Source organism: Flavobacterium sp. (genome assembly GCF_044368625.1).
Classification (GTDB): domain Bacteria; phylum Bacteroidota; class Bacteroidia; order Flavobacteriales; family Flavobacteriaceae; genus Flavobacterium.
The window spans coordinates 1-22,689 of the sequence record NZ_JBIPPD010000027.1 but is presented as its reverse complement, the minus strand read 5'-3'; the positions used below and the strand labels follow the sequence as shown (position 1 = coordinate 22,689).

Below are 22,689 nucleotides of genomic sequence, written 5' to 3'. Positions count from 1 at the left end.
AAGTGGAAGTTGGTTAATCAAGGCAGTGTTCTTTTTAAAAGTATATTTGCTTTGCTCCAAGTCAATACCTAAAACGGCATCTAAATCCAACAGTATGTTTTTCATGTAATTGGTAGAATCCATATCGAACGAAACGCGTGCGGTAGTTTTGGTATCTAAATCCAATTTGGAAGCAGCAAAATTCCCCGTTCCGGTATGATTCAAGCTGTCGATGACCAACTTCATTTTAGAGGCTTCGTCAAAATATTTGAATTTTAAATTTTCAAATTCATAATTCTGAATGTTTAAAGCAAAAGGTTTACTGTCTGATGGGTCAGTATCTTTTTCGTCTTTTAACGCAATATCGAAATTGCCAAGTCCATTTTTGTCAAACAAAATATTGATTTTCGCATCTTTTGAATAAAAAGATTCGATATTCATGGGTTCATTTTCGCCTTTAAAAAGTTCTTTTACGGACATTTTTAAATTCACTTCGCCCGAATAAAGCAAGGTATCGCCTGCAAAAGGAGCCTTATTGATAATACTCAATTGATTAATGCTAACATTTGCTTTTGGAAAACTTTTGAGCAAACTCAAATCAATATCTTCAAATGCAACGGTTGCATCCAGATTTTGATTGATGGAAGTAACCACCATTTCTTTAATTTTATCCTTGAACAAAAAAGGAATAGAAACCAATGCGACAACTAAAACTAAAAGTACAATCCCGGTGATTTTTAAAATTTTTTTCAACATAATTCAGAGTCTTTTGAAACAAAATTATCAAATATAAAGCCAACTTATCTAATAAGATTAAATAAGTTGGCTCAACAATAACTTTTTTTTAGATTTATTTTATAATTAATTCGTAAGGGAGAACGGTTTGAATTCCAGTTCGGGTCGAAATTTGTTTCAGTCGTTGCATGATTTTATAATTTTCGGCACCAATTTCTTCTTCGATTAATGTTGCTTTTGAAGTTGCAAAAGGCATTCCGGCAAATAAATCTTCGAAATTTTTGTCAAATTCTGGAAAGTTGGTTGTACGGTATTCTTTGATTTTTGCCAATTTTGCGGCTTCCGCCAAAGCTTTGTCCATTCCGCCAATTTCGTCCACCAAACCAATTTTTAACGCTTCGGCTCCCGACCAAACGCGGCCTTGACCAATTTCGTCGACTTGTTCAAAAGTCATTTTTCTTCCGGTAGCCACACGGTTTACGAAAGTTTTGTAAATCCGTTCGATGCTTTCTTGTGTCACCGCTCTATAATTTTCAGACAAAGGAACGAACGGACTGTAATCGGCCGAGTTGGTATGTGTAGCAACTTGTTCGGTGTGAATGCCTATTTTTTCTGAAAGGGTCGAAAAGTTTGGCAACATCCCAAAAACACCTATTGAACCTGTGATTGTGGTGTTTTCTGCAAAAATTTTATGGGCGTTACAAGCAATATAATAGCCACCAGAAGCGGCAACGTTACCCATTGAAACCACTACAGGTTTTACTTTTTTGGTCAATTCGATTTCGCGCCAAATCAGTTCGGACGTTAACGCGCTTCCGCCTGGACTGTCAATTCGCAATACAACCGCTTTGATGTTCTTGTTGTCGCGCGCTTCTTTCAAAGCACGATTCATTGATTTTTCTCCGATATAATTAACGTCACCTTCACCCGAACGAATTTCGCCTTGAGCATAAATAACCGCAATTTGGTTTTCGGCACTTGATTCTTTTGGATTCAAATTATTTTGCAAAGCATAATCTGCAATAGCAATTTTCTTGTAATCTTCGTCTTTTTCTACTTTTAAAGCTTTTTTTATTCCTGCGTGAAATTGATCTTCGTACCCAATTTTGTCGATAAGTTTAGCCGCTTTTGCCATTTCTGGTGTTCGGGCTAGAAGTCCGTCGGCAACTACATTCAATTGTGCTACCGAAATCTTGCGCGAAGCTGCTATATCGGTAACAATTCCGCCCCAAACCGAATTGAGTAAAGACGAAATTTGTTCACGATTGGCCTCGCTCATTTCATCACTAATAAAAGGTTCAACAGCACTTTTGTATTTTCCGTGGCGAATGACTTCGAGTTTTACACCTGTTTTTTCTTGCAAACTTTTAAAAAACATCACTTCTGAAGACAATCCTTTAAAATCCATTTCTCCAAGCGGATTTAAGTAGATCGTATCGGCAACAGAATTTAAATAATATTCTTTTTGCGAATACACATCAGCATACGAAACGATAAATTTTCCTGATTTTTTAAAGTCGGTCAACTCATCGCGCAAAGCTTTGAGTTGTGCCATTCCTAACATCGAATAATTGTTGATAATGGATATTCCTTTGATTTTGTCATCGGTTTTTGCAGCTTCAATGGCATTCAAAACATCAGTGAGTCCAACGCGTTTTTCGCCTTGAAATATAGTAACTAATGGGTCTTTAAATTTTCCCGTATAATCGCTACTTACGTCTTGTAAATTTAGTTCAATAACCGAGTTGTTTTCAACCTGAACCATTTCTGAATTGCCTCCAAAGAGCACGCCAATAAATATGATTCCGAAAACGAAAATCATTATAAATACAAACAACCCGACGATAGTTGCCAATACATTTCCTAAAAATCTCATGTTCTTTTTCTTTTGGAAGTAAGACGTTCAAAAAGTAATATTGTTACAGTTAGAAACGAATTATTTAAAAAACAATGCCAGACAATGGGTTTTGCTTTTTTTAGAAAATGTTTTAGCTAAATTTGCATTCTATGAAGGAGCAAAATAAAATCGTTTTAGCGATAGGTAGTAATCAAGGCGACCGAAAAAGTTTGATTCAGCAGGCGATTCAGGCGATTAATGAGAAAGTAGCAACGGTTATTTCGGTATCCAAACTGTACGAATCTCCCTCCTGGGGTTTTGAAAGTGCCTCTTTTTATAATTGCGCAATTTTAGTGCATACCGCTCATTCTGCAGCCGAAGTATTGCATAAAGTATTAATCATCGAGCAGGATTTAGGTCGAATACGAACCGGTGTCAACACCTATGCTGCACGAACCATTGATATTGATCTTATCAGCTGCAATCAGGAAATTATTACAACTGCCCATTTGCAAATTCCGCATCCGCAAATGCACAACCGCTTGTTTGTATTAAAACCTATTCAAGATTTAGAAATTGATTTTGTACATCCAATTTCAGGAAAAACCAGTGCTGAATTACTGCAAAACTGTCCGGATTCAGGGCCGTGTGAAGTGGTGGACGTACTCGAAAATCCGTTAAAAAAAGCGTTGTTACACCATTATAATTTCATTGCAATTGAAGGAAATATTGGTGCTGGAAAAACCACCTTGGCCCATAAAATTGCCGCTGATTTTAACGCTAAAAAAGTATTAGAACGCTTTGCCGATAACCCTTTTTTACCAAAGTTTTATAAGGATCAATCCCGGTATGCCTTTCCATTAGAGATGTCTTTTTTAGCCGACCGGTACCAACAAATTTCGGATGATTTGGCTCAACTGGATTTATTTAAAGATTTTATTGTAGCCGATTATCATATTTTTAAGTCACTCATCTTTGCAAAAGTTACGGTTACCGAAGATGAATTCCGACTGTATCGAAAGTTGTTTGAAATTATTTATAAAGAAATTCCAAAACCCGACTTGTACCTGTATTTGTATCAAAACACCGATCGATTGCTACAAAATATTAAAAGCCGAGGCAGAAGTTATGAACAAGAAATTCCTGCCAGCTACTTGGATAAAATCAACCAAGGTTATATTGATTTTATCAAAACGCATCCCGATTTAAATATTTTGGTTTTGGATGTTTCCAATCGGGACTTTGTACAAAACCAATCGGATTATATTTTTATTTTGGATGAAATAAATAAAGCGCTTGCTAAAAGTTAGGTTTTCAACTGTTTAAATAAGTCCCAAATTACAATTCCGGCACTTACGGCAATATTGAGAGAATGTTTGGTCCCTAACTGCGGAATTTCGATGCAACCGTCGCATAAAGCAACTGCTTCTTGTGCCACTCCATACACTTCATTTCCAAAAACCAAAGCGTATTTTTTAGTGGTATCAATAGTAAAATCATCGAGTAAAAAAGCACCTTCAACTTGCTCAATTGCTAAAACCGTTACGTTTTCGGATTTTAATTTTTTAATTAATTCCGTGACACTTTCCTGATGTTCCCACGCTACGGTGTCGGTCGCCCCTAATGCTGTTTTCTGAATTTCTTTATTCGGAGGAGTTGCTGTAATGCCGCATAAATAAATTTTTTCAATCAAAAAAGCGTCTGCAGTCCTGAAAACGGATCCGATATTGTGTAAGCTTCGAATGTCGTCCAAAATGATAATTATTGGCGTTTTTTCTGCAGCCTTAAAATCTTCTACGGATTTTCGTTCCAACTCGCTATTTTCTATTTTTCTCATCTTTATTAGGTGCTGTTTTACAACAAAAGCCTCCTGCGAAGGAAGCTTTTATTGAAATACTTTTAAATTTTATTTAGCTTTTTACTGCTGTTGTAGTAGTTTCGATACTTTTTACATTTCCTTTAATAGTCAACAATTTTGAAGGAGTTTGTGTCGAATTGCTTGTTAAAGTAATTGTTTTTGTAAATGGACCTGGACGATTGGTATCGTATTTTACACCAATTACTGCTTGAGCTCCTGGAGCGATAGGCTCTCTTGGCCAAGTAGGTACTGTACACCCACAAGAACCTTGAGCATTCATAATAATTAATGGTTCTGTTCCGTTGTTTGTGAAAACAAATTCACGAGCACCATCAGATTTTGCTTCAACCGTTCCGTAGTCAATTACATCACTCTTAAACTCCATTCCTGGTCCTTTAACTTTAGAAACCGACGGTTTTGCTGTTACAACTTTAGCTGATTTTACCTTAGTAACTTTTTTTGAAGACTCTTGAGCAAATGATCCAGTGAATGCAAAAAGTGCTAGAGCCGAGAATAATATTATATTTTTTTTCATTACACTATGATTTTATAGTTTGATAATGACAAATTTAAATAAATAGAATGATTTTGAGGACATTATTTTCTTAAAATTGAATTAAATCTTGCACAGTAGCTGATTAAAGCGATTAAATTTTTAAATTCGCTAACTGAAAATCGTATAAAATACAAATACAAAAGCCTTGAAATCGACCAAAAAAGAAGTGAAAGAAACTCCGTTAATGAAGCAGTACAATGATATTAAACAAAAATATCCAGATGCTTGCTTGCTCTTTCGAGTGGGTGATTTTTATGAAACCTTTGGCGAAGACGCAGTTCGTGCTTCTAAAATTTTAGGGATTGTTTTGACCAAGCGTGGTGCTGGGTCTGAAACCGAAACTGCTTTAGCTGGTTTTCCGCATCATTCATTGAATACGTATTTGCCTAAATTGGTAAAAGCAGGTCTTCGTGTTGCCATTTGTGACCAGCTCGAAGACCCAAAAATGACCAAAACAATTGTAAAACGTGGCGTTACAGAGTTAGTAACTCCGGGAGTTTCGATGAACGATGAGGTTTTACATTCTAAATCAAATAATTTTTTGGCTTCGGTTTATTTTGGAAAAAAAAATATTGGTGTGGCATTTTTGGACATTTCTACGGGCGAATTTCTCACAGCTCAAGGAAATGAAGAGTACATTGATAAATTATTGCAGAACTTTAATCCAAGTGAAGTACTGATTCCAAAAGTCAATAAAACAGATTTTAAAGCCACTTTCGGTGAAGATTTTCACGTTTTTTATCTTGAAGATTGGATTTATAAAGAAGAATATGCTTTTGAATTACTCACGAATCATTTTCAAACCAATTCTTTGAAAGGTTTTGGTGTCGAAGATTTAGCAGAAGGCATTATTGCTTCGGGTGCTGCTTTGTATTATTTATCAGAAACGCAACACAACAAGAGGCAGCACATTACCATTTTACAACGCATTGCCGAAGATGCCTATGTTTGGATGGATCGTTTTACGATTCGAAATCTGGAGTTATACCACAGTTATAATCCCAATGCAGTAACGCTTTTGGATGTGATTGATAAAACAATTTCTCCGATGGGAAGTAGGTTGCTCAAACGCTGGCTGGCCTTGCCTTTGAAGGACATGAAAGCCATTCAAAAACGGCATCAAGTAGTAACTTATCTCAAAGAGAATAAGGATTTATTAAAAAACATTCAATATCAAATCAAGCAAATTTCCGATTTGGAACGCTTGATCTCAAAAATTGCGGCGGGAAAAGTGAGTCCGCGAGAGGTTATTTATTTAAAAGATTCGCTCGATGCCATCATTCCGATTAAAAAAATTGCACTAGAAAGTAAAAACGAGGCTGTTAAAATTATAGGCGACAGTTTGCACAGCTGTGATTTGCTTCGCGAAAAAATTAAAAGTACATTGAATCAAGATGCACCCGTGGCCTTGGCAAAAGGAAATGCAATTGCCAAAGGTGTAAACGAAGAGTTGGACGAATTACGAGCGATATCGACTTCAGGAAAAGATTTTTTAGAGGGTATTGAAAAACGTGAATCTGAAAGAACGGGTATTTCTTCCTTAAAAATTGCATTCAATAATGTTTTTGGGTATTACATCGAAGTTCGCAACAGTCACAAAGATAAAGTTCCTGCTGAATGGATGCGGAAACAAACCTTGGTTAACGCCGAACGCTACATTACCGAAGAATTAAAAGAGTACGAAACAAAAATTTTAGGAGCTGAAGAAAAAATCCAGAAGCTAGAATCGGCGCTTTTTGAACAATTGGTCGGTTGGATTGCCACATACATCAAACCCGTACAATTGAATGCGAATTTAATTGCACAATTGGATTGCTTGACTTCTTTCACGCAGTTGGCCATTGAAAATAAATACGTTTGTCCTGATTTGGACGAGAGTTTCGAACTAGAAATTAAAAACGGGCGGCACCCGGTTATCGAAAAACAATTGCCGATAGGGACGCCCTACATTGCGAATGATTTGTTTTTAGACCGCGAAACACAACAATTAATTATGATTACCGGACCCAATATGTCGGGAAAGTCAGCTATTTTAAGACAAACAGCATTGATTGTTTTATTGGCACAAATGGGTTGTTTTGTTCCCGCGGAGTCGGTACGAATGGGTGTGGTTGATAAAATTTTTACTAGAGTAGGAGCTTCGGATAATATTTCGATGGGCGAATCGACATTTATGGTGGAAATGAACGAAACCGCATCTATTTTGAATAACATTTCTGATAGAAGTTTGGTGCTTTTAGACGAGATTGGTCGCGGGACAAGCACGTATGACGGAATTTCAATCGCGTGGGCCATTGCCGAATATTTGCACGAACATCCTTCCAAACCCAAAACGTTGTTTGCCACACATTATCATGAGTTAAACGAAATGTCAGAAATTTTTGGAAGAATTCAAAACCATAATGTATCCGTAAAAGAATTAAAGGACAATGTGCTTTTTTTACGAAAATTAGTCAAAGGCGGAAGCGCTCATAGTTTTGGGATACACGTGGCAAAAATGGCCGGGATGCCGCAAACGGTAATTCTTCGAGCACAGAAGATTTTGAAGAAGTTGGAGAAAAACCATTCCTCCGAAGCATTGGATGGATTGAAAACGGAAACCCAAGATATGCAAATGAGCTTTTTTAATCTCGATGATCCGTTGCTAGAGGAAATCAAAGAGGAGATTTTGAATATCGACATCAATACCTTAACACCAGTCGAAGCACTAATGAAACTCAATGAAATCAAACGTATGTTGATTAAAAAGTAAGTTTGTTAAAATTTATTTTTTAAAAAGTACATTTTCAGTACATTAGAAAATTCACGCAAAATATTTTAAAAAAACGTTTGTAAAAGTAAATAAAAGTCCTACATTTGCACCCGCAACACACCAATAGCGGTGCAGTTCTTTATCATTTTGAAACGCGAAAATAGCTCAGTTGGTAGAGCGCGACCTTGCCAAGGTCGAGGTCGCGGGTTCGAGCCCCGTTTTTCGCTCTAAATAGTAAGATATTCCAATTTATCTTAATTTGAATATTTGGTTTTAAAAAAATTTGAAACTAATATATTTATTTAAAAAAAAAAACGCTCGGATGGTGAAATTGGTAGACACGCTGGACTTAAAATCCAGTGAACAGCAATGTTCGTGCGGGTTCAAGTCCCGCTCTGAGTACAAAACCCGTAATGAAAATTACGGGTTTTTTTGTGGCTATTTTCGACTAGTTTTTAAATTTGAAAAAGTATCAAATATAATTTGGTATATCTTCAAAAATGGTGCTTATTATACAAATCTGCTATTTTTTTATCCTAATATTTATGGGCGCTTTCGTAATTTCTAAAAAACACAACGATACATATAAATTTGTGTACACCTCACGCAAAGGCAAAATTGTGTTCTCAAGCAAAGAATACGAACTTAAAATGTATTGTGAGGAGGATATTGAACTTATAAAAAACAATGCAGCGATTGCGCAATGTTTGAAATTTAAAGCTTCTAATGGGACTTTTTTCTATAAACTAATGATAGCCGATAAAGAATATGCAAAGAGTAGAAAATTTACTACTGAACTGCGATTGGCTAAAGGAATCGCTGAAGTGGCTTTATACGTGCCTAAAGCGGAAGTTTTGGATTTTTCGGGAGCTCCTGTTTTTACAGACTAAAAAGGACTAAAAAAAGAGCAAAAAAAAACCCCGCTAAAAGCAGGGTTCATTTTTTGTAATTTAGAATTACTTAGCAACTTCTTCAGTAGTTTCTGTAGTTGTTGTTTCAGTTGTTGTTTCAACAGCTGGGCTATCAACAGCAGTTTCAACTGGAGCCTCAACTTCTGGAGCCTCAACTTCTGGAGCAACTTCTTCTGTAGGTTCTTCAGTTTTAGTATCTTTACAAGATACGAAAGAAACGCTTAATGCTACTACTAATGCTAAACTTAAAAATACTTTTTTCATCTTACTTATTATAAAAGGTTAATTATTAATTCGATGCAAAGATATAAATTTTTTGATATGATAATTTTTTTTTGGAAAATTTTTTAAAAAAATAAATATCTCTTCAACGTTTAGATAAATTACAATTACTGTGCCAAAAATACAAAACCATAAAGAAAACTTAAATAAAGTTAATTTTTCTTTGATTTGGCTTTAACCTTTTGTTTGTTAGTCGTTTGGTTTTTACTTTTTGGATGAACCAACTTCATTTCGTCGATTAAATTTTTCGCGCCAGCGTATTTATCGATAATAAACAACACATACCGCATATCGACCATAATATTTCGGCAAATGGCTGGGTCGTAATAAATGTCGCTCATTGTGCCTTCCCAAACGCGGTCAAAATTCAATCCAATCAAATTTCCGTGTGCGTCAATCGCTGGACTTCCTGAATTTCCTCCCGTTGTATGATTGGTTCCAATAAAGTTTACCGGCATTTTACCGTTTTCACCATATGGTCCGTAGTCTTTTTTGTTATACAAATCAATCAATTTTTGCGACACATCAAATTCGTAATCTCCAGGCACATATTTCTCGATTACTCCATCAAAATAAGTTACGGGTTCGTAAGCTACGGCATCTCGTGGCTCATAACCTTTTACTTTCCCGTAAGTTACCCGAAGTGTGCTATTTGCATCAGGAAAAATTCGGGCGTCTTTATTCAGTTCCAGTTGTGCTTTCATATACGTTCTTTGCAACGCACTCAATTTGGTGTTGATTTCCTCAAATTTAGGATTCACATTTTTCAAAAATGCTTCGCCCAAACTTTTTACCAATTGATATCCTTTGTCGTTATTTAAGTTTTTTAACACGGTTTGCGTGTCGCCCGTAAGCAATTCTTTCAACCCATCATAAGTCGTCATTTTTGAGGTTCCATAAACCGAAGTAGTCAATTGGGCAATATTTGTATTTTTTAAATTTTCTGGGATGAATTGTTGGGGCGATTTATTCAAATACAATTCAATCAGTTGTTCAAAAACTTTTTCGTCCACTTGAGCATTAAAATCTTTATAAAACTCACCAGATCCGTCACGCAAATTGTTTTTCCGATCGTTAAATGCTTGATCGCCTCTCATTGCTTGAATTTGTTCCAATTGGTATAGTTTAAATCCTAGACTCAAAAGTTCGGTGTTGCGCAAAACTACTTCCATAAAGTAATCACGACTGAGTGTGTAGGGTAAAATGTCCTTATAATTCTTGTCGAAATCGGCCAGCAAGTTACCGTATTCAACTTGTTTGCCGGCTTGCAGCACTTTTTGCTGAAACGCTGCTTCTTGGTCTTTTTTAACTTGTACCGCATTGGATTTAGTCAAACCTTGTGTTTCTCCAATCCATTTTTTCCAATAATTGGCAATACTCGCATATTTGGCGGCGTATTGAATTTTGATTGCTTTGTCTTTTCGCATAAAGCCATCGGCAACTTTCAACGCTTTGTCTCTAATTTCAATTTTAGCAGGATTGGTCTCGTTTACAATTTGTGCTACTGCAACCGCCGGTAAATATTCGGTAGTTCTTCCCGGATATCCAAAAACGAGTGTAAAATCATCTTCAGAAATTCCGTCTAGCGAAACCGGGAAAAAGTGTTTCGGAGTGTAAGGTACATTGTCTTTTGAATAATCTGCGGGACGGTTATTTTTGTCGGCATAAATTCTGAAAAGTGAAAAATCGCCCGTATGTCTCGGCCAAACCCAGTTGTCAGTATCCGATCCAAATTTTCCAATCGAACTTGGTGGCGCTCCTACAAGTCGAATATCAGTGTAGGATTCTGTAACAAAAAGCATGTACTGATTTCCTTCATAAAATGTTCGAATTTTTACGCCTTGAAAACTTTCTCTAGGGTACGTTTTATTTAGGTTAGAAATATTTTCTTGGATTTTTTTCTGCTTCTCTTCTTCCGTTCCCAATGCGGCCACACCATTCAAAATCTGGCTAGTAACGTCTTCAATTTTTACAATAAAAGTTACTTCCAAATCTTTATTTGGCAATTCATCTTCCAATTTCATTGCCCAAAAACCATCGGTTAAGTAGTCATTTTCAACCGTTGAATGCGATTGAATTTCGCCAAAACCACAGTGGTGATTGGTTAAAAGGAGTCCCTTAGAAGAAATAACTTCGGCCGTACAACCTCCATTAAATTGCGGAACGGCGTCTTTTAAGCTGGAGTTGTTGACGTCATAAATATCAGATGCCGACATTTTCATGCCTAAATTTTTCATTTCAGTTTCATTCATTCCTTCCAATAAAGAGGGAATCCACATACCGCCTTGTTGAGCATGCATTTGAACGGCGATAAAAAGTAAGAGTAATTTTAAAAATTTCATAAGTAAAGTTTTAATAAAAAGTAAAATAGGCTTTAATAAAAACGAAAAAACACTTCGCTTTGGACGAAATGTTTGGCAATATACTATTTAAACAGCTAAAAATTGCAGATTTAACATTTTTTAGGGCTTTGGAATGTATTTCATGATTTGACGGTTGTGAATAATGAAATCCCTTGACAAATAGAGTTTCTTGGCCACTATATTGTGCGATTCAATTTCGAGATAAATTAGTTTTAGGTCTTTGAGAAGTGCTTGATTTTGAACAAATGCAATTGCTTCTTGTCCAATTCCTTTTCCTCTTGCGTTTTCGTTTACGTATAGTTCATCGAGAAAGGCTATTTTTCCTTGGTATTCAAAGCTGAAAATGTAGGTTAGAATAACATAACCTACAAACGCGCCATTACATTTAATGATCCAGCAGTTTCCTAAATTTTTATCTGAGATAAAAGTATGAAACAATTTTTTGGCTACTTCAGAATTAAAAGGATAATGGTCAATCGCATAAAATTCCTGCATCATTACAACAACGGTTTCAATATCAGTTTCCTTTAGTGCTTGAAATTCAATCATAAAATTTCTCTTAAAATAATGGAAGTCGCATTTTTATTCATTTGCACGAAAGTGCTACAAATATGTCCTTTTTCGGCGCGAATATCTTCGTTATGAATTAAATTTTTAAACGCTTCATTGAGTTCGTTTTGATTAGAAACGGAAACGCAACCTTCCAAATTTACCAATGCATTTGCTTCTGCAAAATGCGAATAATTTGGGCCTATAATTATGGGAACGCCAAATGTGGCGGGTTCTAGAATATTGTGAACGCCTGGATTTCCAAACCCACCGCCAACATAAGCGATGTCGGCATAGCTGTAAATTTTGGTTAAAATGCCGATGGTGTCGATGATAAAAACAGTCGCATCTGTTAATGCAGCATGCTCTTTTTCGGAAAATAAAATTGTTTTTTTTGAAATTGACTTTTTCAATTCCTGAATTTGCTCTTCCTTAATAGTATGTGGTGCTATGATAAATTTGACATCGTATGTAGATGTATTTATGAAATTCACCAGTATTTCCTCGTCCTTTGGCCACGAACTTCCCACAACAACGGTGAGTGTGTTGTTTTTAAACGCATCAATAAAATCAATAGAATTGTCCTTTTCTAAAATGGCAGCCACGCGATCAAAACGCGTATCTCCAGAAACCGTAACATTGGTCTTATTGAGTTGGAACAACAGCTCTTTTGATGCCGAATTTTGTACAAAAAAATGATGGAAGGCATCCAACGCATTTCTGTAAAAACCGCCATACCATTTAAAAAATAATTGGCTTTCTCTGAAAATTCCCGAAATTAAATAAGTAGGAATTTGTTTTTTTTTCAGCTCGGCTAAGTAATTGGGCCAATATTCATATTTAATAAAAAACACCATTTCAGGGCGAACGATTTCAATGAATTGTTTGGCGTTTCCAGGAGTATCTAAAGGCAAATACAACACGATATCAGCTGCTTTAGTGTTTTTTCGGACTTCAAAACCGGAAGGAGAAAAGAAGGTCAAAATGATTTTGTGTTTTGGAAAATGATCTTTGATTGCTTCCATAACGGGCAAGCCTTGTTCAAATTCGCCTAATGATGCGGCATGAAACCAAATGCAAGAATCATTTTTAGAAATTTGATTTTTTAAGTTCGAAAACACATCTTTTCGACCGTTGACAAATTGCTTGATTTTGGGATTGAAACAAGCAAAAATCTGGAGAATCGGTGAGGCTAGATACGTGATGAAATTGTACAGAAAATGCATTCTAAAAATTTTAGGGGCTAAATTACATTACTTTGCTCTAATTTCATTGGTTACACGTCATTTAATTGCTATTTTTGCTTGATTTTAAATCGTACGCTTAAGATGAAAAAAATTCAAATGGTTGACCTAAAAGGTCAATATGAAAAAATAAAAGAAACCGTAAATACTTCTATTCAAACGGTTTTAGATACTAATACTTATATTAACGGACCTGAAGTGCATGCTTTTCAGAAAAATCTGGAAACCTATTTAGGTGTAAAACACGTTATTCCTTGTGCCAACGGAACCGATGCGTTGCAAATTGCTATGATGGGTTTGGGTTTGCAGCCCGGAGATGAGGTAATCACGGCCGATTTTACTTTTGCTGCAACAGTTGAAGTAATTGCTTTACTGCAGTTGACTCCCGTTTTAGTCGATGTGGATTTAGCGAACATGAATATTTCCATAGAAGCCATTAAAAAAGCCATTACGCCAAAAACAAAAGCGATTGTTCCCGTACATCTTTTTGGGCGTGCGGCAAATATGGACGCGATTATGGCCATTGCCAATGCGCATAATTTATATGTAATTGAGGACAACGCTCAAGCCATTGGCGCTAATTTCACGAATTCAAAAGGTGAAAAACAAAAAGTTGGAACCATCGGGCATGTAGGTTCGACATCATTTTTTCCATCAAAAAATTTGGGCTGCTATGGCGACGGTGGAGCGATTTTTACTAACGATGATGCTTTGGCGCACACGATTCGAGGAATCGTAAATCACGGGATGTATGTAAGGTACCACCATGATGTAGTGGGTGTAAATTCGAGATTAGACAGTGTTCAAGCGGCGGTTTTAAACGCAAAACTACCTTTATTGAATGAATACAATGCCGCTCGTCAAAACGCTGCTCGAAAATATTCAAAAGCATTTGAAGCACACAAAAACATCATTGCTCCAATGATTTGTGATGTTTGTGACTGCCATGTTTTTCATCAATATACGTTGCGAATTGTAGATGGAGACAGAGATGGATTGCTGCAACATTTAATGGATCACGACATTCCGTGCGCTATTTATTATCCCATTCCGCTGCATAGCCAAAAAGCGTACAAAGACGAACGTTATAAAGAAGAAGATTTTCCAAATACAAACTTGTTGGTAAAAGAAGTAATTTCTTTGCCAATGCATACGGAATTGGACGACGAACAAATCAACTATATTTCCAAAACGGTATTAGCGTTTTTCAATAAATAACAAATGGATAAAAAGAAAGTTTCTGCTGTTCAACTAATTGTTTTTGGAGTAACTTTTGCGATTGCCTATTTTGTCACACAGTATTTTTTATTTAAAAATGAAGATACTCCAAATACAATGTTAGTAGAAAATGCTCGTATTGCAAACAAAAATCTGCCTAAGATGTTGGATAAAGAAACGCGATTGGACAGTATTTCGGTTGATAACACGACTTTAAAATACCACCATACTTTGATCAATACCGATAAAGATAGCACAGAATTCGATTTTGCATTGATCCAATCTGAAATGAGCCAAAAAGCGCAAGAAAATTTAAATACCAATCCGGTAATGAAAGACTATCGAGAAAATAACATTTCATTACATTATATTTTTAAGGATAAAAACAACAATAACGTTTTTGATTACACCGTTAAACCCAAAGTTAAGAAATAGATTATAAAATGAGTATAACGGAAATGCGATGCAAATTCCAATAAAGATACATACGGCTCGAGTCCCGATAATCATCGGGACGAACCGACGCAGCAATTACATAATTTTTCCCGAAATATTGGGAGAACCAATAAAAAACAATAAGCATCTACATATGAAATCGCCATTAACGCAAGTTTGCGCAAGCAATTGAATAGTCATCGAACACCGATGAAAACTGTACTATTGTGAGATAAACACCAATAAATAAAAGCGATACCATATATGACCGCTAACAAAATAAAAATGAAACACATATGAAAATACTTGTTACAGGAGGATTAGGATTTATAGGTTCGCACACGGTGGTGGAACTTCAAAGTGAGGGATTTGAAGTGGTAATTATTGATAATTTGTCGAACTCTTCGGAAGATGTTTTGCAAGGAATTGAAAATATTTCGAAGAAAAAACCGTTTTTTGAAAAAATGGATTTGCGGGAAAAAAGTGCGGTTCAGGCTTTTTTCGAAAAACACAACGATATCAATGGCGTTATTCATTTTGCGGCTTCCAAAGCAGTTGGCGAAAGCGTCGAAAATCCGTTGTTGTATTATGAAAATAACATCACTACGCTAGTCTATTTATTACAAGAGTTGCAAAAAAAGGATGAAGCCAGTTTTATTTTCAGCTCTTCTTGTACGGTTTACGGTCAAGCCGAAAAAATGCCAATTACCGAAGATGCACCCGTTCAAGTAGCGATGTCGCCTTACGGAAATACGAAGCAAATTGGCGAAGAAATTATCAACGAAGTTGCCAAAGTGTCCAAGATTAAATCCATTTTACTGCGTTATTTTAACCCAATTGGATCGCATCCATCGGCTGAAATTGGCGAATTACCTATTGGAGTTCCTCAAAATTTAGTGCCATTTATTACCCAAACAGGAATTGGCTTGCGCGAAAAATTATCCGTTTATGGCAATGATTATCCCACGCCAGACGGAACGGCCGTTCGTGATTACATTCATGTAGTGGATTTGGCCAAAGCCCACGTGGTTGCGTTAAAAAGATTGTTAGAAAACAAAAATTTGGATCGAGTGGAAACCTTTAATTTAGGAACAGGTACGGGAAGCTCGGTTTTGGAAGTAATTACAGCGTTTGAAAAAGTGTCCAATACCAAACTGAATTATCAAATTGTCGGTAGAAGAGAAGGAGATATTACTTCTGCTTATGCCAATACCGATAAAGCAAACACTGTTTTGGGTTGGAAAGCCCAATCTACACTTGAAGAAAGTTTGGCAAGTGCTTGGAAATGGGAACAAAAAATTAGAGCGTAAAGCTCTTTTTTTTTGGATTGAAACTATTTAAACATAATGTAAAGAGTTGTTAAATAGAACGATGAATGACTCGTACTTTTTATCTTTACTAAAATTTGATATTGATGAAACTACTATTTACAATACTTATCCTACTTATGAATGCAACAATAATATACGATTTTGACAAAAATTCGGCGTCAAAAGACTGGAGAATCATTGACGACGTAGTTATGGGAGGTCAATCCAACGGAAGGTTTTCTATCGATTCGGATGGAAACGGTGTATTTGAAGGAACAGTTTCTTTAGAAAATAATGGTGGATTTTCGTCTGTTCGGTATCAATTTAATAAAGCAGCGACCACCAAAAACAGCAAAGTGCTTATCCGCTTGAAAGGCGATGGAAAAGAGTATCAATTTCGTATCAAAGATAAATACAACAACTATTTTTCTTACATCACGACTTTTAAGACGTCGGGAGAATGGCAAACTATTGAAATTAAATTAGCCGACTTATATCCTTCTTTTAGAGGGCGGAAATTAAATTTTCCCAATTATGAAGCGCCTTCTTTTGAAGAAATCGTATTTTTAATTGGCAATGGAAAAAATGAATCGTTTAAGTTGATGTTGGATAAAATTGAATTACAATAGTGTTAAGTGTTTGATTTAAACGAAACGGATACTTAATTTCAAAAGAATAAATTAAGCATATTTTGACTTTAAATTTGTTACAATGAACAACGAAAATGTAAATAAAAAATCAGTTTCAGAACCATCAACAGAATACGAAACTCCAAAACGTTCGCAAGGAATTGGGAAGGATTTTGATTTTGAAAAAGAGTTTGCAAATGGTTTGACTGTTGAAGAAGCCAAAGCTGAAATGCACCGGCGAATAAGCCAATGGAAGTGGGAAAAGTGATTTTTTTTCCATCATTTCTTGATGAAATGGAATATTTAGCTTTTGTGTTATTCAAGGAAAACTACTTTAGTTTTCAAAGCAATGCTGATTTTTATGTGGATGAAGTTTTTGATTTTATCGAAAATAATCTTGATACATTCCCACATAAATCAACTCCTGAAATGCTAGGGCATTTGGGTTCAAATTACATCTTCTACAAATCAATTGTGCGAACTACTTGGTTTGTTTTCTTTGAAAAATTGGAAGAAAATTATTTTATTTCCGGAATTTTAAATAATCATTGAGAAGAAGCACAGTTTATGTAATTTTCAACAACAAATTTGGGTCAGGACAATTCGTTTTATAAAACTCCAATTCGTTTTTTGAACAAACACCTGGATAATCCCCTCTTTTTCCTTGTAAATCTTTTATAATCTGAAAATGCAAATGAGGAGCATAATCGCCATTTGTTGGTGCTGCACCAAGTCTCGCTATAATTGATCCCTTTGATACTTTTTGTCCTACCGTTTTACCATCTAAACTCTCCAAATTCAAATGACCGTACAAAGTATAAAAAGTTTCTCCTTCAATGTGATGTTCTAAAATAATTGTGGGTCCATAATCGCCTAGAGCCGTATTGTTCTGAAAGCTATGAACAACTCCATCTAGAGCTGCCAAAACGGGTGTTCCTGCTTTTATCCAAAGGTCTAGGCCAATGTGAATATTTCGTTCTTCAACATTTACGGCTTTAAAAACAGTACTTCGTTGGTAGAGATTTCGCTGTTCGAGATAACCTCCAAAGGCGACTTTAGCGTTGCTTTTGTCCAAATGATTCTCTACAAAATCTTCAAAAGCTTGAGCATCCGTCAATGGCAAATTAAGTAAATCGGTGGTTGGGGCTGATAGGTCTAAAGCTACATAATCTTGATATGTAACTTCAGGAGCGATGACTTTGATGTTCGTTTGCTTTTGTAGTACTTCTGTTAGTGTTTTCAATAGAAATATTTTAAATGAATTGAGATGCTTTTAAATTGCAAATTGTTAGATTTTTAATGGCGCAAAATGTCTATCGTATTATTAAGATGACAAAATTAGTATGATAAAAAGTATTTTTACTATTTTTTTTGTAATATTGCGTTTTTTATACAAGAAAAATATTTTTAAAAGCTAATACACATTATGAAAAAAAGCCTTTTATTTTTTTTAATCGTCATTTGTTATTCTGTTAATGCCCAAGTGGGAATTGGAACAAAAATTCCTAATCCTTCATCAGCTTTGGACATATCATCTACATCACAGGGGGTTCTGTTGCCTCGTGTTTCATTGTCAAGCACAACAGATGAAACAACAATTGTAAATGGTAATGTTGAAGGTTTAATTGTTTACAATACGTCTTCAGTATCAGATGTTAAGCCGGGTTATTATTATTATTCGAATAACAAATGGAACCTAATGGCAGTTTCCGATTCTTCATGGAACAAGAGTGGCAATGTTGGCACTGATGAGAATGTAGATTTTATAGGAACAACTGATTCGCAAAACGTTGTAATAAAGGTAAATAATACGCCTTCAATAATCGCAAATAAGAATGGTTCTGTTGAAATAGCAAATGGTTATTTAGTAGTTAATGCTAATGGGGGGGCAGCTGTAGTATGGAAAGATAAAACCGTGGATCCTTTTTACTATTGGGAAATTGACAAGAGAAATTTATTTGGCACCAATTCTAATTACAATTTTAATTTAGTACAGTATAATCCTGATATACCAGGTGTGTATGGGTGGTTATTTAATTTTGGCGTTGAAAATAATGACGGTGTTTATAGGACTAACCAGGTAATGGGAGATCCCTATGGTAATAGAATTCACAAACTCCAATTTAATTCATCTACTGGCGGCACTGGGGACTATCCAGCTTTCGCTTTCTTCGAACAAAATGGAATTAGCACTAAGGATATCTTTAGAGTAGATAAAGCTTCTTTTTCCAATATTTTTAAAATTACTTCAAATGGCGATGTATTGATTGGTTCGACTACAACTAATCTACCTACAGCAAAGTTAGAAGTAGCGGGAAAAATAAAAGCTGTTGATATAAACTTCACTGGGCTTCCGACGTACAATAATGACACTGAGGCCTCTGACCTTGTAGCAGGCGATATGTATAAAACAGTTACAGGGGAATTGCGAATAAAACTATAAATACCATATTTTAAATTCTAAAATTGATGATATCACTTAACGATAGAGGAGTGATTAAAAATAATTTTAGATAGTCTTTCTTTATTTAAACCTAGTTTTTTAAGATTGAAATTTACGTTAATGTTTTGCGTAATTGATTAATACAACTTGTAGTATCCTGATAATGTAATTGCTCTGAAATTTTATCTTTTTTTTGGTTGTTGTATACGTTCATATGTATCAAATAGAAAGATAAGATTTTCAGAGTAAATCATATCTTTCTATAAGTTTATTTTTTACGAGGTATCTAATTTGCATTCGGAAGAAAGCCCTATTAAATTGCAATAACAAATATTTTTTAAGTCTTTTATTTTAATTCTTAGATTGATAAAACCGACACTTCTTTATTGATTTTCCCAACTAGACCAATCAGTACATTTCCTGGACCTACTTCGGTAAACGAGCTCGCGCCATCGGCAATCATTTGTTGCACGGTTTGTGTCCACTTAACTGGAGCTGTCAATTGGATGATGAGGTTTTTCTTAATTTCAGCAGCGTCAGAAACAGCCATTGCTGTTACGTTTTGGTAAACAGGACAAATAGGTTCTGAAAATGTTGTGGCTTCAATGGCAGCGGCAAGTTCTTCGCGGGCTGGCTCCATCATTGGAGAATGAAACGCACCACCAACGGGTAGGATTATGGCACGTTTGGCACCGGCAACTTTCATCGCTTCACATGCTTTTTCAACGGCAGTCGTTTCGCCAGAAATAACCAACTGGCCCGGACAATTGTAATTCGCGGCCACTACAACGCCATCAATTGAGGCACAAACTTCTTCCACGATAGCATCGGCTAACCCCAAAACCGCCGCCATTGTTGATGGTTTGATTTCACAGGCTTTTTGCATGGCTAAAGCTCTTTGAGAAACCAATTTTAGCCCGTCTTCAAATGATAAAGCGCCATTGGCAACTAAGGCAGAAAATTCGCCTAAAGAATGTCCCGCTACCATTTGAGGTTGAAAATCTTCGCCCAAAGTTTTGGCTAAAATCACGGAATGTAAGAAAATTGCAGGTTGCGTGACTTTCGTTTCCTTTAATTGTTCTGCTGTTCCTTCAAACATAATGTCGGTAATTCGGAAGCCTAAAATTTCATTGGCTTTTTCGAAAAGTGTTTTGGCTAAAGCTGAATTTTCGTACAAATCTTTACCCATCCCGGTAAATTGAGCCCCTTGACCTGGAAAAATATATGCTTTCATTGATGTATTAGTTTAAAAATTGATTCAGCAAAAATAATGTATTTAATCAATTTAAGGACTTTTGTATTGAAAATAAAAGGGCTGTTTATCCGCTTTGCGTGAGGGAATGCAGCGGAGCTCTCCCGATTTTTCATCGGGAAGCGGGAGCGAAATGCCCGACCCGTAGGGGCACGCCCAAATCTTTTTAAACCTATTTAAAGAATAGTCTATGAAAAATAACGCTTTCGTTGTAACAAATTGGCAATTTTGCGACCTATTTGTAAACTACAAAAATATACTGTTATGAAATGAGCATACCCTAAAATTGGTCGCAAATACCAATGAAGATATGCGAATTACATATAACCGATAAAAAACCATAAATATCTACATATGAATAAAATAGTTGCAAGTTTCGTTTTAGTTTTTGTTGCTTTTTGTTTTCTTTATTTTGGTCAACCTGTATTGAATTATGGTTTTGTACAATTGCCTATTATGTTGGTATTGCTTCTTTTAATAGGAATTGTATTGTTTACAAAACTTGCTTTAAACCCCTCTAATAAGCAGCTGATTATTAGACAAAAGCCGAGTAAAATTTTCAGTATTTTAATTGCTATTGTTTTGGTTTATGTCATTCTATTTCCGCTAGCAACTTCATTGCCGATGTTTAGAACGGATGCTTATCGGAACTTGATTGGAAAAGTGGAGGAGGGAAAAGATTTAAAAAACCACATCGCACCGATTTCTTTAGATGAAATTCGAGTCGTGGACGAACGATTGGCCATGTTGTTGGGCGAAAAAATCATCGGTTCGCAACCTTCATTAGGAAGTCAGGCGGAAATTGGCGATTTTACCATTCAAAAAGTGAACAATAAATTGTATTGGGTAGCACCGCTTTTACACACAGGATTTTTAAAATGGTTCAATAATAGCGAAGGAACTCCTGGATATGTGATGGTTTCGGCTACTAATGAACGCGATGTTAAATTGGTACAAGAAATAAACGGAAAACCAATTAAAATTAAATACCAACCGGAAGCTTTTTTTGGTTCAGAAATACAGCGGCACGTTTATTTGAGTGGAAATACTACTGTTGGATTAACTGATTTTAGTTTTGAAATTGACGACGAAGGAATGCCGTTTTGGGTGGTGACGACATACACTAAAAAAATAGGTTTTGGCGGTAGCGATGCGACAGGAACACTTGTTGTAAACGCACAATCGGGGGAAATTAAACACTATTCGCTTACAGAAACACCGCTGTGGGTAGATCGCATACAACCGATTCATTTTATAGAAGAGCAACTTTCGGATTGGGGCGAATATGTGCAAGGATATTGGAACTGGTCGAATGAAAATAAGTTGCAAACCACAGAGGGGCTCACTTTGGTCTATGGCGAAAACCAGAAATCGTATTGGTACACGGGGCTTTCGTCTGTTGGAAAAGAGGAATCCACGGTAGGATTTGTTTTGGTCGATACGCGAACCAAAGAAAGTACCTATTACAAGCAAAGTGGCGCGACCGAATACGCAGCTCAAAGTTCAGCTGAAGGAAAAGTGCAAGAGAAAGGCTATCGTGCTTCGCTGCCTATTCCGTATGTAATCAATAACATTCCAACGTACGTGATGACTTTGAAGGACGACGGCGGATTGGTAAAAATGTTTGCAATGGTTTCCATAAATGATTACACGATTGTTGGCGTTGGAAATACCATGCGGGAAACTTTGATGGCGTATAAAAATGTGTACAATATGGCCGATAACGGAGTGGATTCCAAAAGTTTGACGCCAAAGAAAAACTTGAGTTCGGTGGTGACACGGATTTCGAACGACATCAAAAACGGTAATAGTTTTTATTATTTTATGGTCAAAGACAATCCTTCCATTTTTGTAGGATCTTCGCAATTGTCAAATGAACTTCCAATTACCACTGTAGGCGATAGTATTAGAATTCAATTTGATGTAGATATGGAACAAATCATTGACGTTTCGGTCTTTGATAATCTTTCGATTGGAACTAAGAAAATAGATTAGTTTACGAAAACAGCGCAAGTTATTATCTAAATCAATAATGTATAAATGAAAAATTGGACGGAAGAACAAACAGCACTTTTGATTGCGAAAGTTGAAGGCTATTTATGTCAAGAAAAGGAAAATGTAAGTTATTCTTATTTGGTGAATTTGCTTTCCAGAATTGAGGCTATTCATGCATTAACAGACGAAGAAATGCGTTTAAAAGTAATGTATGTTAACCCGTTGGGTGTAATTAAATTATTTGATTTTTAATATTGTTTATTGGTCTATCAAATATGAATTTATTGATATATTGAACCAATGTTAATGCTGTTATTTTGGCTAAAATTCTTGTTTTAAAA

General features: G+C 35.8%; 22 protein-coding genes, 2 tRNA genes and 1 pseudogene. 14 read left to right on the top strand and 11 right to left on the bottom strand.

All coding sequences use genetic code 11. The features are described 5' to 3' along the window. Together ACIQ2X_RS03820 and sppA are read right to left on the bottom strand one after the other, a co-directional pair. A partial coding sequence (locus ACIQ2X_RS03820; protein WP_396177556.1) for an AsmA family protein occupies nucleotides 1-735 on the bottom strand: 735 nt, incomplete at its 3' end. Between the two features lie 94 nt (nucleotides 736-829). Further along, complete coding sequence (gene sppA, locus ACIQ2X_RS03815; protein ID WP_396177555.1) at nucleotides 830-2,590, bottom strand: signal peptide peptidase SppA; 1,761 nt, start codon at nucleotides 2,588-2,590, stop codon at nucleotides 830-832. 131 nt (nucleotides 2,591-2,721) lie between these two features. On the opposite strand from sppA, the gene folK reads away from it, so the two are divergent. Then, complete coding sequence (gene folK, locus ACIQ2X_RS03810) at nucleotides 2,722-3,861, top strand: 2-amino-4-hydroxy-6-hydroxymethyldihydropteridine diphosphokinase (RefSeq protein WP_396177554.1); 1,140 nt, start codon at nucleotides 2,722-2,724, stop codon at nucleotides 3,859-3,861. On the opposite strand, the gene ACIQ2X_RS03805 is transcribed toward folK, so the two are convergent. Together ACIQ2X_RS03805 and ACIQ2X_RS03800 are read right to left on the bottom strand one after the other, a co-directional pair. After that, on the bottom strand, nucleotides 3,858-4,388 hold the full coding sequence (locus ACIQ2X_RS03805; protein ID WP_396177553.1) for an RNA methyltransferase: 531 nt from the start codon (nucleotides 4,386-4,388) through the stop codon (nucleotides 3,858-3,860). The two genes, folK and ACIQ2X_RS03805, sit on opposite strands and share 4 nt — an antisense overlap. Before the next feature lie 73 nt (nucleotides 4,389-4,461). Continuing rightward, nucleotides 4,462-4,944: a DUF1573 domain-containing protein gene (locus ACIQ2X_RS03800; protein WP_396177552.1), complete on the bottom strand. Its 483-nt coding sequence runs from the start codon at nucleotides 4,942-4,944 to the stop codon at nucleotides 4,462-4,464. A 205-nt stretch (nucleotides 4,945-5,149) separates the two neighbouring features. Between ACIQ2X_RS03800 and mutS the strand changes: the two genes are divergently transcribed. From mutS to ACIQ2X_RS03780, 4 genes are all read left to right on the top strand, one after another. Next, on the top strand, nucleotides 5,150-7,717 hold the full coding sequence (gene mutS / locus ACIQ2X_RS03795; RefSeq protein ID WP_396177557.1) for a DNA mismatch repair protein MutS: 2,568 nt from the start codon (nucleotides 5,150-5,152) through the stop codon (nucleotides 7,715-7,717). A 154-nt stretch (nucleotides 7,718-7,871) separates the two neighbouring features. Next, a tRNA-Gly gene (locus tag ACIQ2X_RS03790) sits at nucleotides 7,872-7,944 on the top strand. An 89-nt stretch (nucleotides 7,945-8,033) separates the two neighbouring features. Beyond that, nucleotides 8,034-8,119, top strand: a tRNA-Leu gene (locus tag ACIQ2X_RS03785). A 143-nt stretch (nucleotides 8,120-8,262) separates the two neighbouring features. Next, nucleotides 8,263-8,607: a DUF1508 domain-containing protein gene (locus tag ACIQ2X_RS03780; RefSeq protein WP_396177551.1), complete on the top strand. Its 345-nt coding sequence runs from the start codon at nucleotides 8,263-8,265 to the stop codon at nucleotides 8,605-8,607. A gap of 66 nt (nucleotides 8,608-8,673) precedes the next feature. Here the strand turns inward: ACIQ2X_RS03780 and ACIQ2X_RS03775 are convergent, their stop codons facing one another. From ACIQ2X_RS03775 to ACIQ2X_RS03760, 4 genes are all read right to left on the bottom strand, one after another. Further along, on the bottom strand, nucleotides 8,674-8,892 hold the full coding sequence (locus tag ACIQ2X_RS03775) for a hypothetical protein (protein WP_396177550.1): 219 nt from the start codon (nucleotides 8,890-8,892) through the stop codon (nucleotides 8,674-8,676). A gap of 170 nt (nucleotides 8,893-9,062) precedes the next feature. Further along, entirely contained in the window at nucleotides 9,063-11,252 is a 2,190-nt protein-coding gene (locus ACIQ2X_RS03770) for a S46 family peptidase (RefSeq protein ID WP_396177549.1), read from the bottom strand. 120 nt (nucleotides 11,253-11,372) lie between these two features. Further along, a complete protein-coding gene (locus ACIQ2X_RS03765; RefSeq protein ID WP_396177548.1) occupies nucleotides 11,373-11,822 on the bottom strand; it encodes a GNAT family N-acetyltransferase in 450 nt (149 codons plus the stop codon). Beyond that, nucleotides 11,819-13,048 (bottom strand): 3-deoxy-D-manno-octulosonic acid transferase, encoded by a 1,230-nt coding sequence (locus ACIQ2X_RS03760; RefSeq protein ID WP_396177547.1) that lies wholly within the window; start codon nucleotides 13,046-13,048, stop codon nucleotides 11,819-11,821. The genes ACIQ2X_RS03765 and ACIQ2X_RS03760 overlap by 4 nt, the downstream gene beginning before the upstream one ends. A gap of 102 nt (nucleotides 13,049-13,150) precedes the next feature. On the opposite strand from ACIQ2X_RS03760, the gene ACIQ2X_RS03755 reads away from it, so the two are divergent. From ACIQ2X_RS03755 to ACIQ2X_RS03730, 6 genes are all read left to right on the top strand, one after another. Further along, nucleotides 13,151-14,284 (top strand): DegT/DnrJ/EryC1/StrS family aminotransferase, encoded by a 1,134-nt coding sequence (locus ACIQ2X_RS03755; RefSeq protein ID WP_396177546.1) that lies wholly within the window; start codon nucleotides 13,151-13,153, stop codon nucleotides 14,282-14,284. A 3-nt stretch (nucleotides 14,285-14,287) separates the two neighbouring features. Beyond that, nucleotides 14,288-14,719, top strand: coding sequence for a hypothetical protein (locus ACIQ2X_RS03750; protein ID WP_396177545.1), 432 nt, complete (start codon nucleotides 14,288-14,290; stop codon nucleotides 14,717-14,719). A gap of 296 nt (nucleotides 14,720-15,015) precedes the next feature. Continuing rightward, on the top strand, nucleotides 15,016-16,029 hold the full coding sequence (gene galE, locus ACIQ2X_RS03745; protein ID WP_396177544.1) for a UDP-glucose 4-epimerase GalE: 1,014 nt from the start codon (nucleotides 15,016-15,018) through the stop codon (nucleotides 16,027-16,029). A gap of 104 nt (nucleotides 16,030-16,133) precedes the next feature. Then, nucleotides 16,134-16,658: a CIA30 family protein gene (locus ACIQ2X_RS03740; protein ID WP_396177543.1), complete on the top strand. Its 525-nt coding sequence runs from the start codon at nucleotides 16,134-16,136 to the stop codon at nucleotides 16,656-16,658. Between the two features lie 82 nt (nucleotides 16,659-16,740). Next, a complete protein-coding gene (locus tag ACIQ2X_RS03735) occupies nucleotides 16,741-16,926 on the top strand; it encodes a hypothetical protein (protein ID WP_396177542.1) in 186 nt (61 codons plus the stop codon). Further along, nucleotides 16,908-17,210 carry a hypothetical protein gene (locus ACIQ2X_RS03730; RefSeq protein WP_396177540.1) on the top strand — a complete coding sequence of 101 codons (303 nt, stop codon included), beginning with the start codon at nucleotides 16,908-16,910 and terminating at the stop codon, nucleotides 17,208-17,210. The genes ACIQ2X_RS03735 and ACIQ2X_RS03730 overlap by 19 nt, the downstream gene beginning before the upstream one ends. A gap of 13 nt (nucleotides 17,211-17,223) precedes the next feature. Here the strand turns inward: ACIQ2X_RS03730 and ACIQ2X_RS03725 are convergent, their stop codons facing one another. Further along, nucleotides 17,224-17,901, bottom strand: coding sequence for a peptidoglycan DD-metalloendopeptidase family protein (locus tag ACIQ2X_RS03725; RefSeq protein ID WP_396177538.1), 678 nt, complete (start codon nucleotides 17,899-17,901; stop codon nucleotides 17,224-17,226). A gap of 183 nt (nucleotides 17,902-18,084) precedes the next feature. Between ACIQ2X_RS03725 and ACIQ2X_RS03720 the strand changes: the two genes are divergently transcribed. Then, nucleotides 18,085-19,101 (top strand): hypothetical protein, encoded by a 1,017-nt coding sequence (locus ACIQ2X_RS03720; protein WP_396177537.1) that lies wholly within the window; start codon nucleotides 18,085-18,087, stop codon nucleotides 19,099-19,101. A 358-nt stretch (nucleotides 19,102-19,459) separates the two neighbouring features. Here ACIQ2X_RS03720 and fabD read toward each other — a convergent pair whose 3' ends face one another. After that, the gene (fabD, locus tag ACIQ2X_RS03715) at nucleotides 19,460-20,335 is read right to left on the bottom strand and encodes an ACP S-malonyltransferase (RefSeq protein ID WP_396177536.1); all 876 of its coding nucleotides are present in this window, start codon (nucleotides 20,333-20,335) and stop codon (nucleotides 19,460-19,462) included. Nucleotides 20,336-20,707: 372 nt separating this feature from the next. Here fabD and ACIQ2X_RS03710 point away from each other — a divergent pair, with 372 nt between their 5' ends. Both ACIQ2X_RS03710 and ACIQ2X_RS03705 read left to right on the top strand, forming a co-directional pair. After that, on the top strand, nucleotides 20,708-22,348 hold the full coding sequence (locus ACIQ2X_RS03710; protein ID WP_396177535.1) for a hypothetical protein: 1,641 nt from the start codon (nucleotides 20,708-20,710) through the stop codon (nucleotides 22,346-22,348). A 45-nt stretch (nucleotides 22,349-22,393) separates the two neighbouring features. Beyond that, the gene (locus ACIQ2X_RS03705; RefSeq protein ID WP_396177534.1) at nucleotides 22,394-22,600 is read left to right on the top strand and encodes a hypothetical protein; all 207 of its coding nucleotides are present in this window, start codon (nucleotides 22,394-22,396) and stop codon (nucleotides 22,598-22,600) included. Here the strand turns inward: ACIQ2X_RS03705 and ACIQ2X_RS03700 are convergent. Next, nucleotides 22,581-22,689: pseudogene (locus ACIQ2X_RS03700) on the bottom strand (IS982 family transposase); the annotation flags it as partial. The gene ACIQ2X_RS03705 and the pseudogene ACIQ2X_RS03700 overlap by 20 nt on opposite strands.

Coding starts and splice junctions, on each gene's coding strand:
- sppA (WP_396177555.1), bottom strand. CDS start 2,590: ATGAGATTTTTAGGAAATGTATTGGCAACTATCGTCGGGTTGTTTGTA.
- folK (WP_396177554.1), top strand. CDS start 2,722: ATGAAGGAGCAAAATAAAATCGTTTTAGCGATAGGTAGTAATCAAGGC.
- ACIQ2X_RS03805 (WP_396177553.1), bottom strand. CDS start 4,388: ATGAGAAAAATAGAAAATAGCGAGTTGGAACGAAAATCCGTAGAAGAT.
- ACIQ2X_RS03800 (WP_396177552.1), bottom strand. CDS start 4,944: ATGAAAAAAAATATAATATTATTCTCGGCTCTAGCACTTTTTGCATTC.
- mutS (WP_396177557.1), top strand. CDS start 5,150: ATGAAGCAGTACAATGATATTAAACAAAAATATCCAGATGCTTGCTTG.
- ACIQ2X_RS03780 (WP_396177551.1), top strand. CDS start 8,263: ATGGGCGCTTTCGTAATTTCTAAAAAACACAACGATACATATAAATTT.
- ACIQ2X_RS03775 (WP_396177550.1), bottom strand. CDS start 8,892: ATGAAAAAAGTATTTTTAAGTTTAGCATTAGTAGTAGCATTAAGCGTT.
- ACIQ2X_RS03770 (WP_396177549.1), bottom strand. CDS start 11,252: ATGAAATTTTTAAAATTACTCTTACTTTTTATCGCCGTTCAAATGCAT.
- ACIQ2X_RS03765 (WP_396177548.1), bottom strand. CDS start 11,822: ATGATTGAATTTCAAGCACTAAAGGAAACTGATATTGAAACCGTTGTT.
- ACIQ2X_RS03760 (WP_396177547.1), bottom strand. CDS start 13,048: ATGCATTTTCTGTACAATTTCATCACGTATCTAGCCTCACCGATTCTC.
- ACIQ2X_RS03755 (WP_396177546.1), top strand. CDS start 13,151: ATGAAAAAAATTCAAATGGTTGACCTAAAAGGTCAATATGAAAAAATA.
- ACIQ2X_RS03750 (WP_396177545.1), top strand. CDS start 14,288: ATGGATAAAAAGAAAGTTTCTGCTGTTCAACTAATTGTTTTTGGAGTA.
- galE (WP_396177544.1), top strand. CDS start 15,016: ATGAAAATACTTGTTACAGGAGGATTAGGATTTATAGGTTCGCACACG.
- ACIQ2X_RS03740 (WP_396177543.1), top strand. CDS start 16,134: ATGAAACTACTATTTACAATACTTATCCTACTTATGAATGCAACAATA.
- ACIQ2X_RS03735 (WP_396177542.1), top strand. CDS start 16,741: ATGAACAACGAAAATGTAAATAAAAAATCAGTTTCAGAACCATCAACA.
- ACIQ2X_RS03730 (WP_396177540.1), top strand. CDS start 16,908: ATGGAAGTGGGAAAAGTGATTTTTTTTCCATCATTTCTTGATGAAATG.
- ACIQ2X_RS03720 (WP_396177537.1), top strand. CDS start 18,085: ATGAAAAAAAGCCTTTTATTTTTTTTAATCGTCATTTGTTATTCTGTT.
- fabD (WP_396177536.1), bottom strand. CDS start 20,335: ATGAAAGCATATATTTTTCCAGGTCAAGGGGCTCAATTTACCGGGATG.
- ACIQ2X_RS03710 (WP_396177535.1), top strand. CDS start 20,708: ATGAATAAAATAGTTGCAAGTTTCGTTTTAGTTTTTGTTGCTTTTTGT.
- ACIQ2X_RS03705 (WP_396177534.1), top strand. CDS start 22,394: ATGAAAAATTGGACGGAAGAACAAACAGCACTTTTGATTGCGAAAGTT.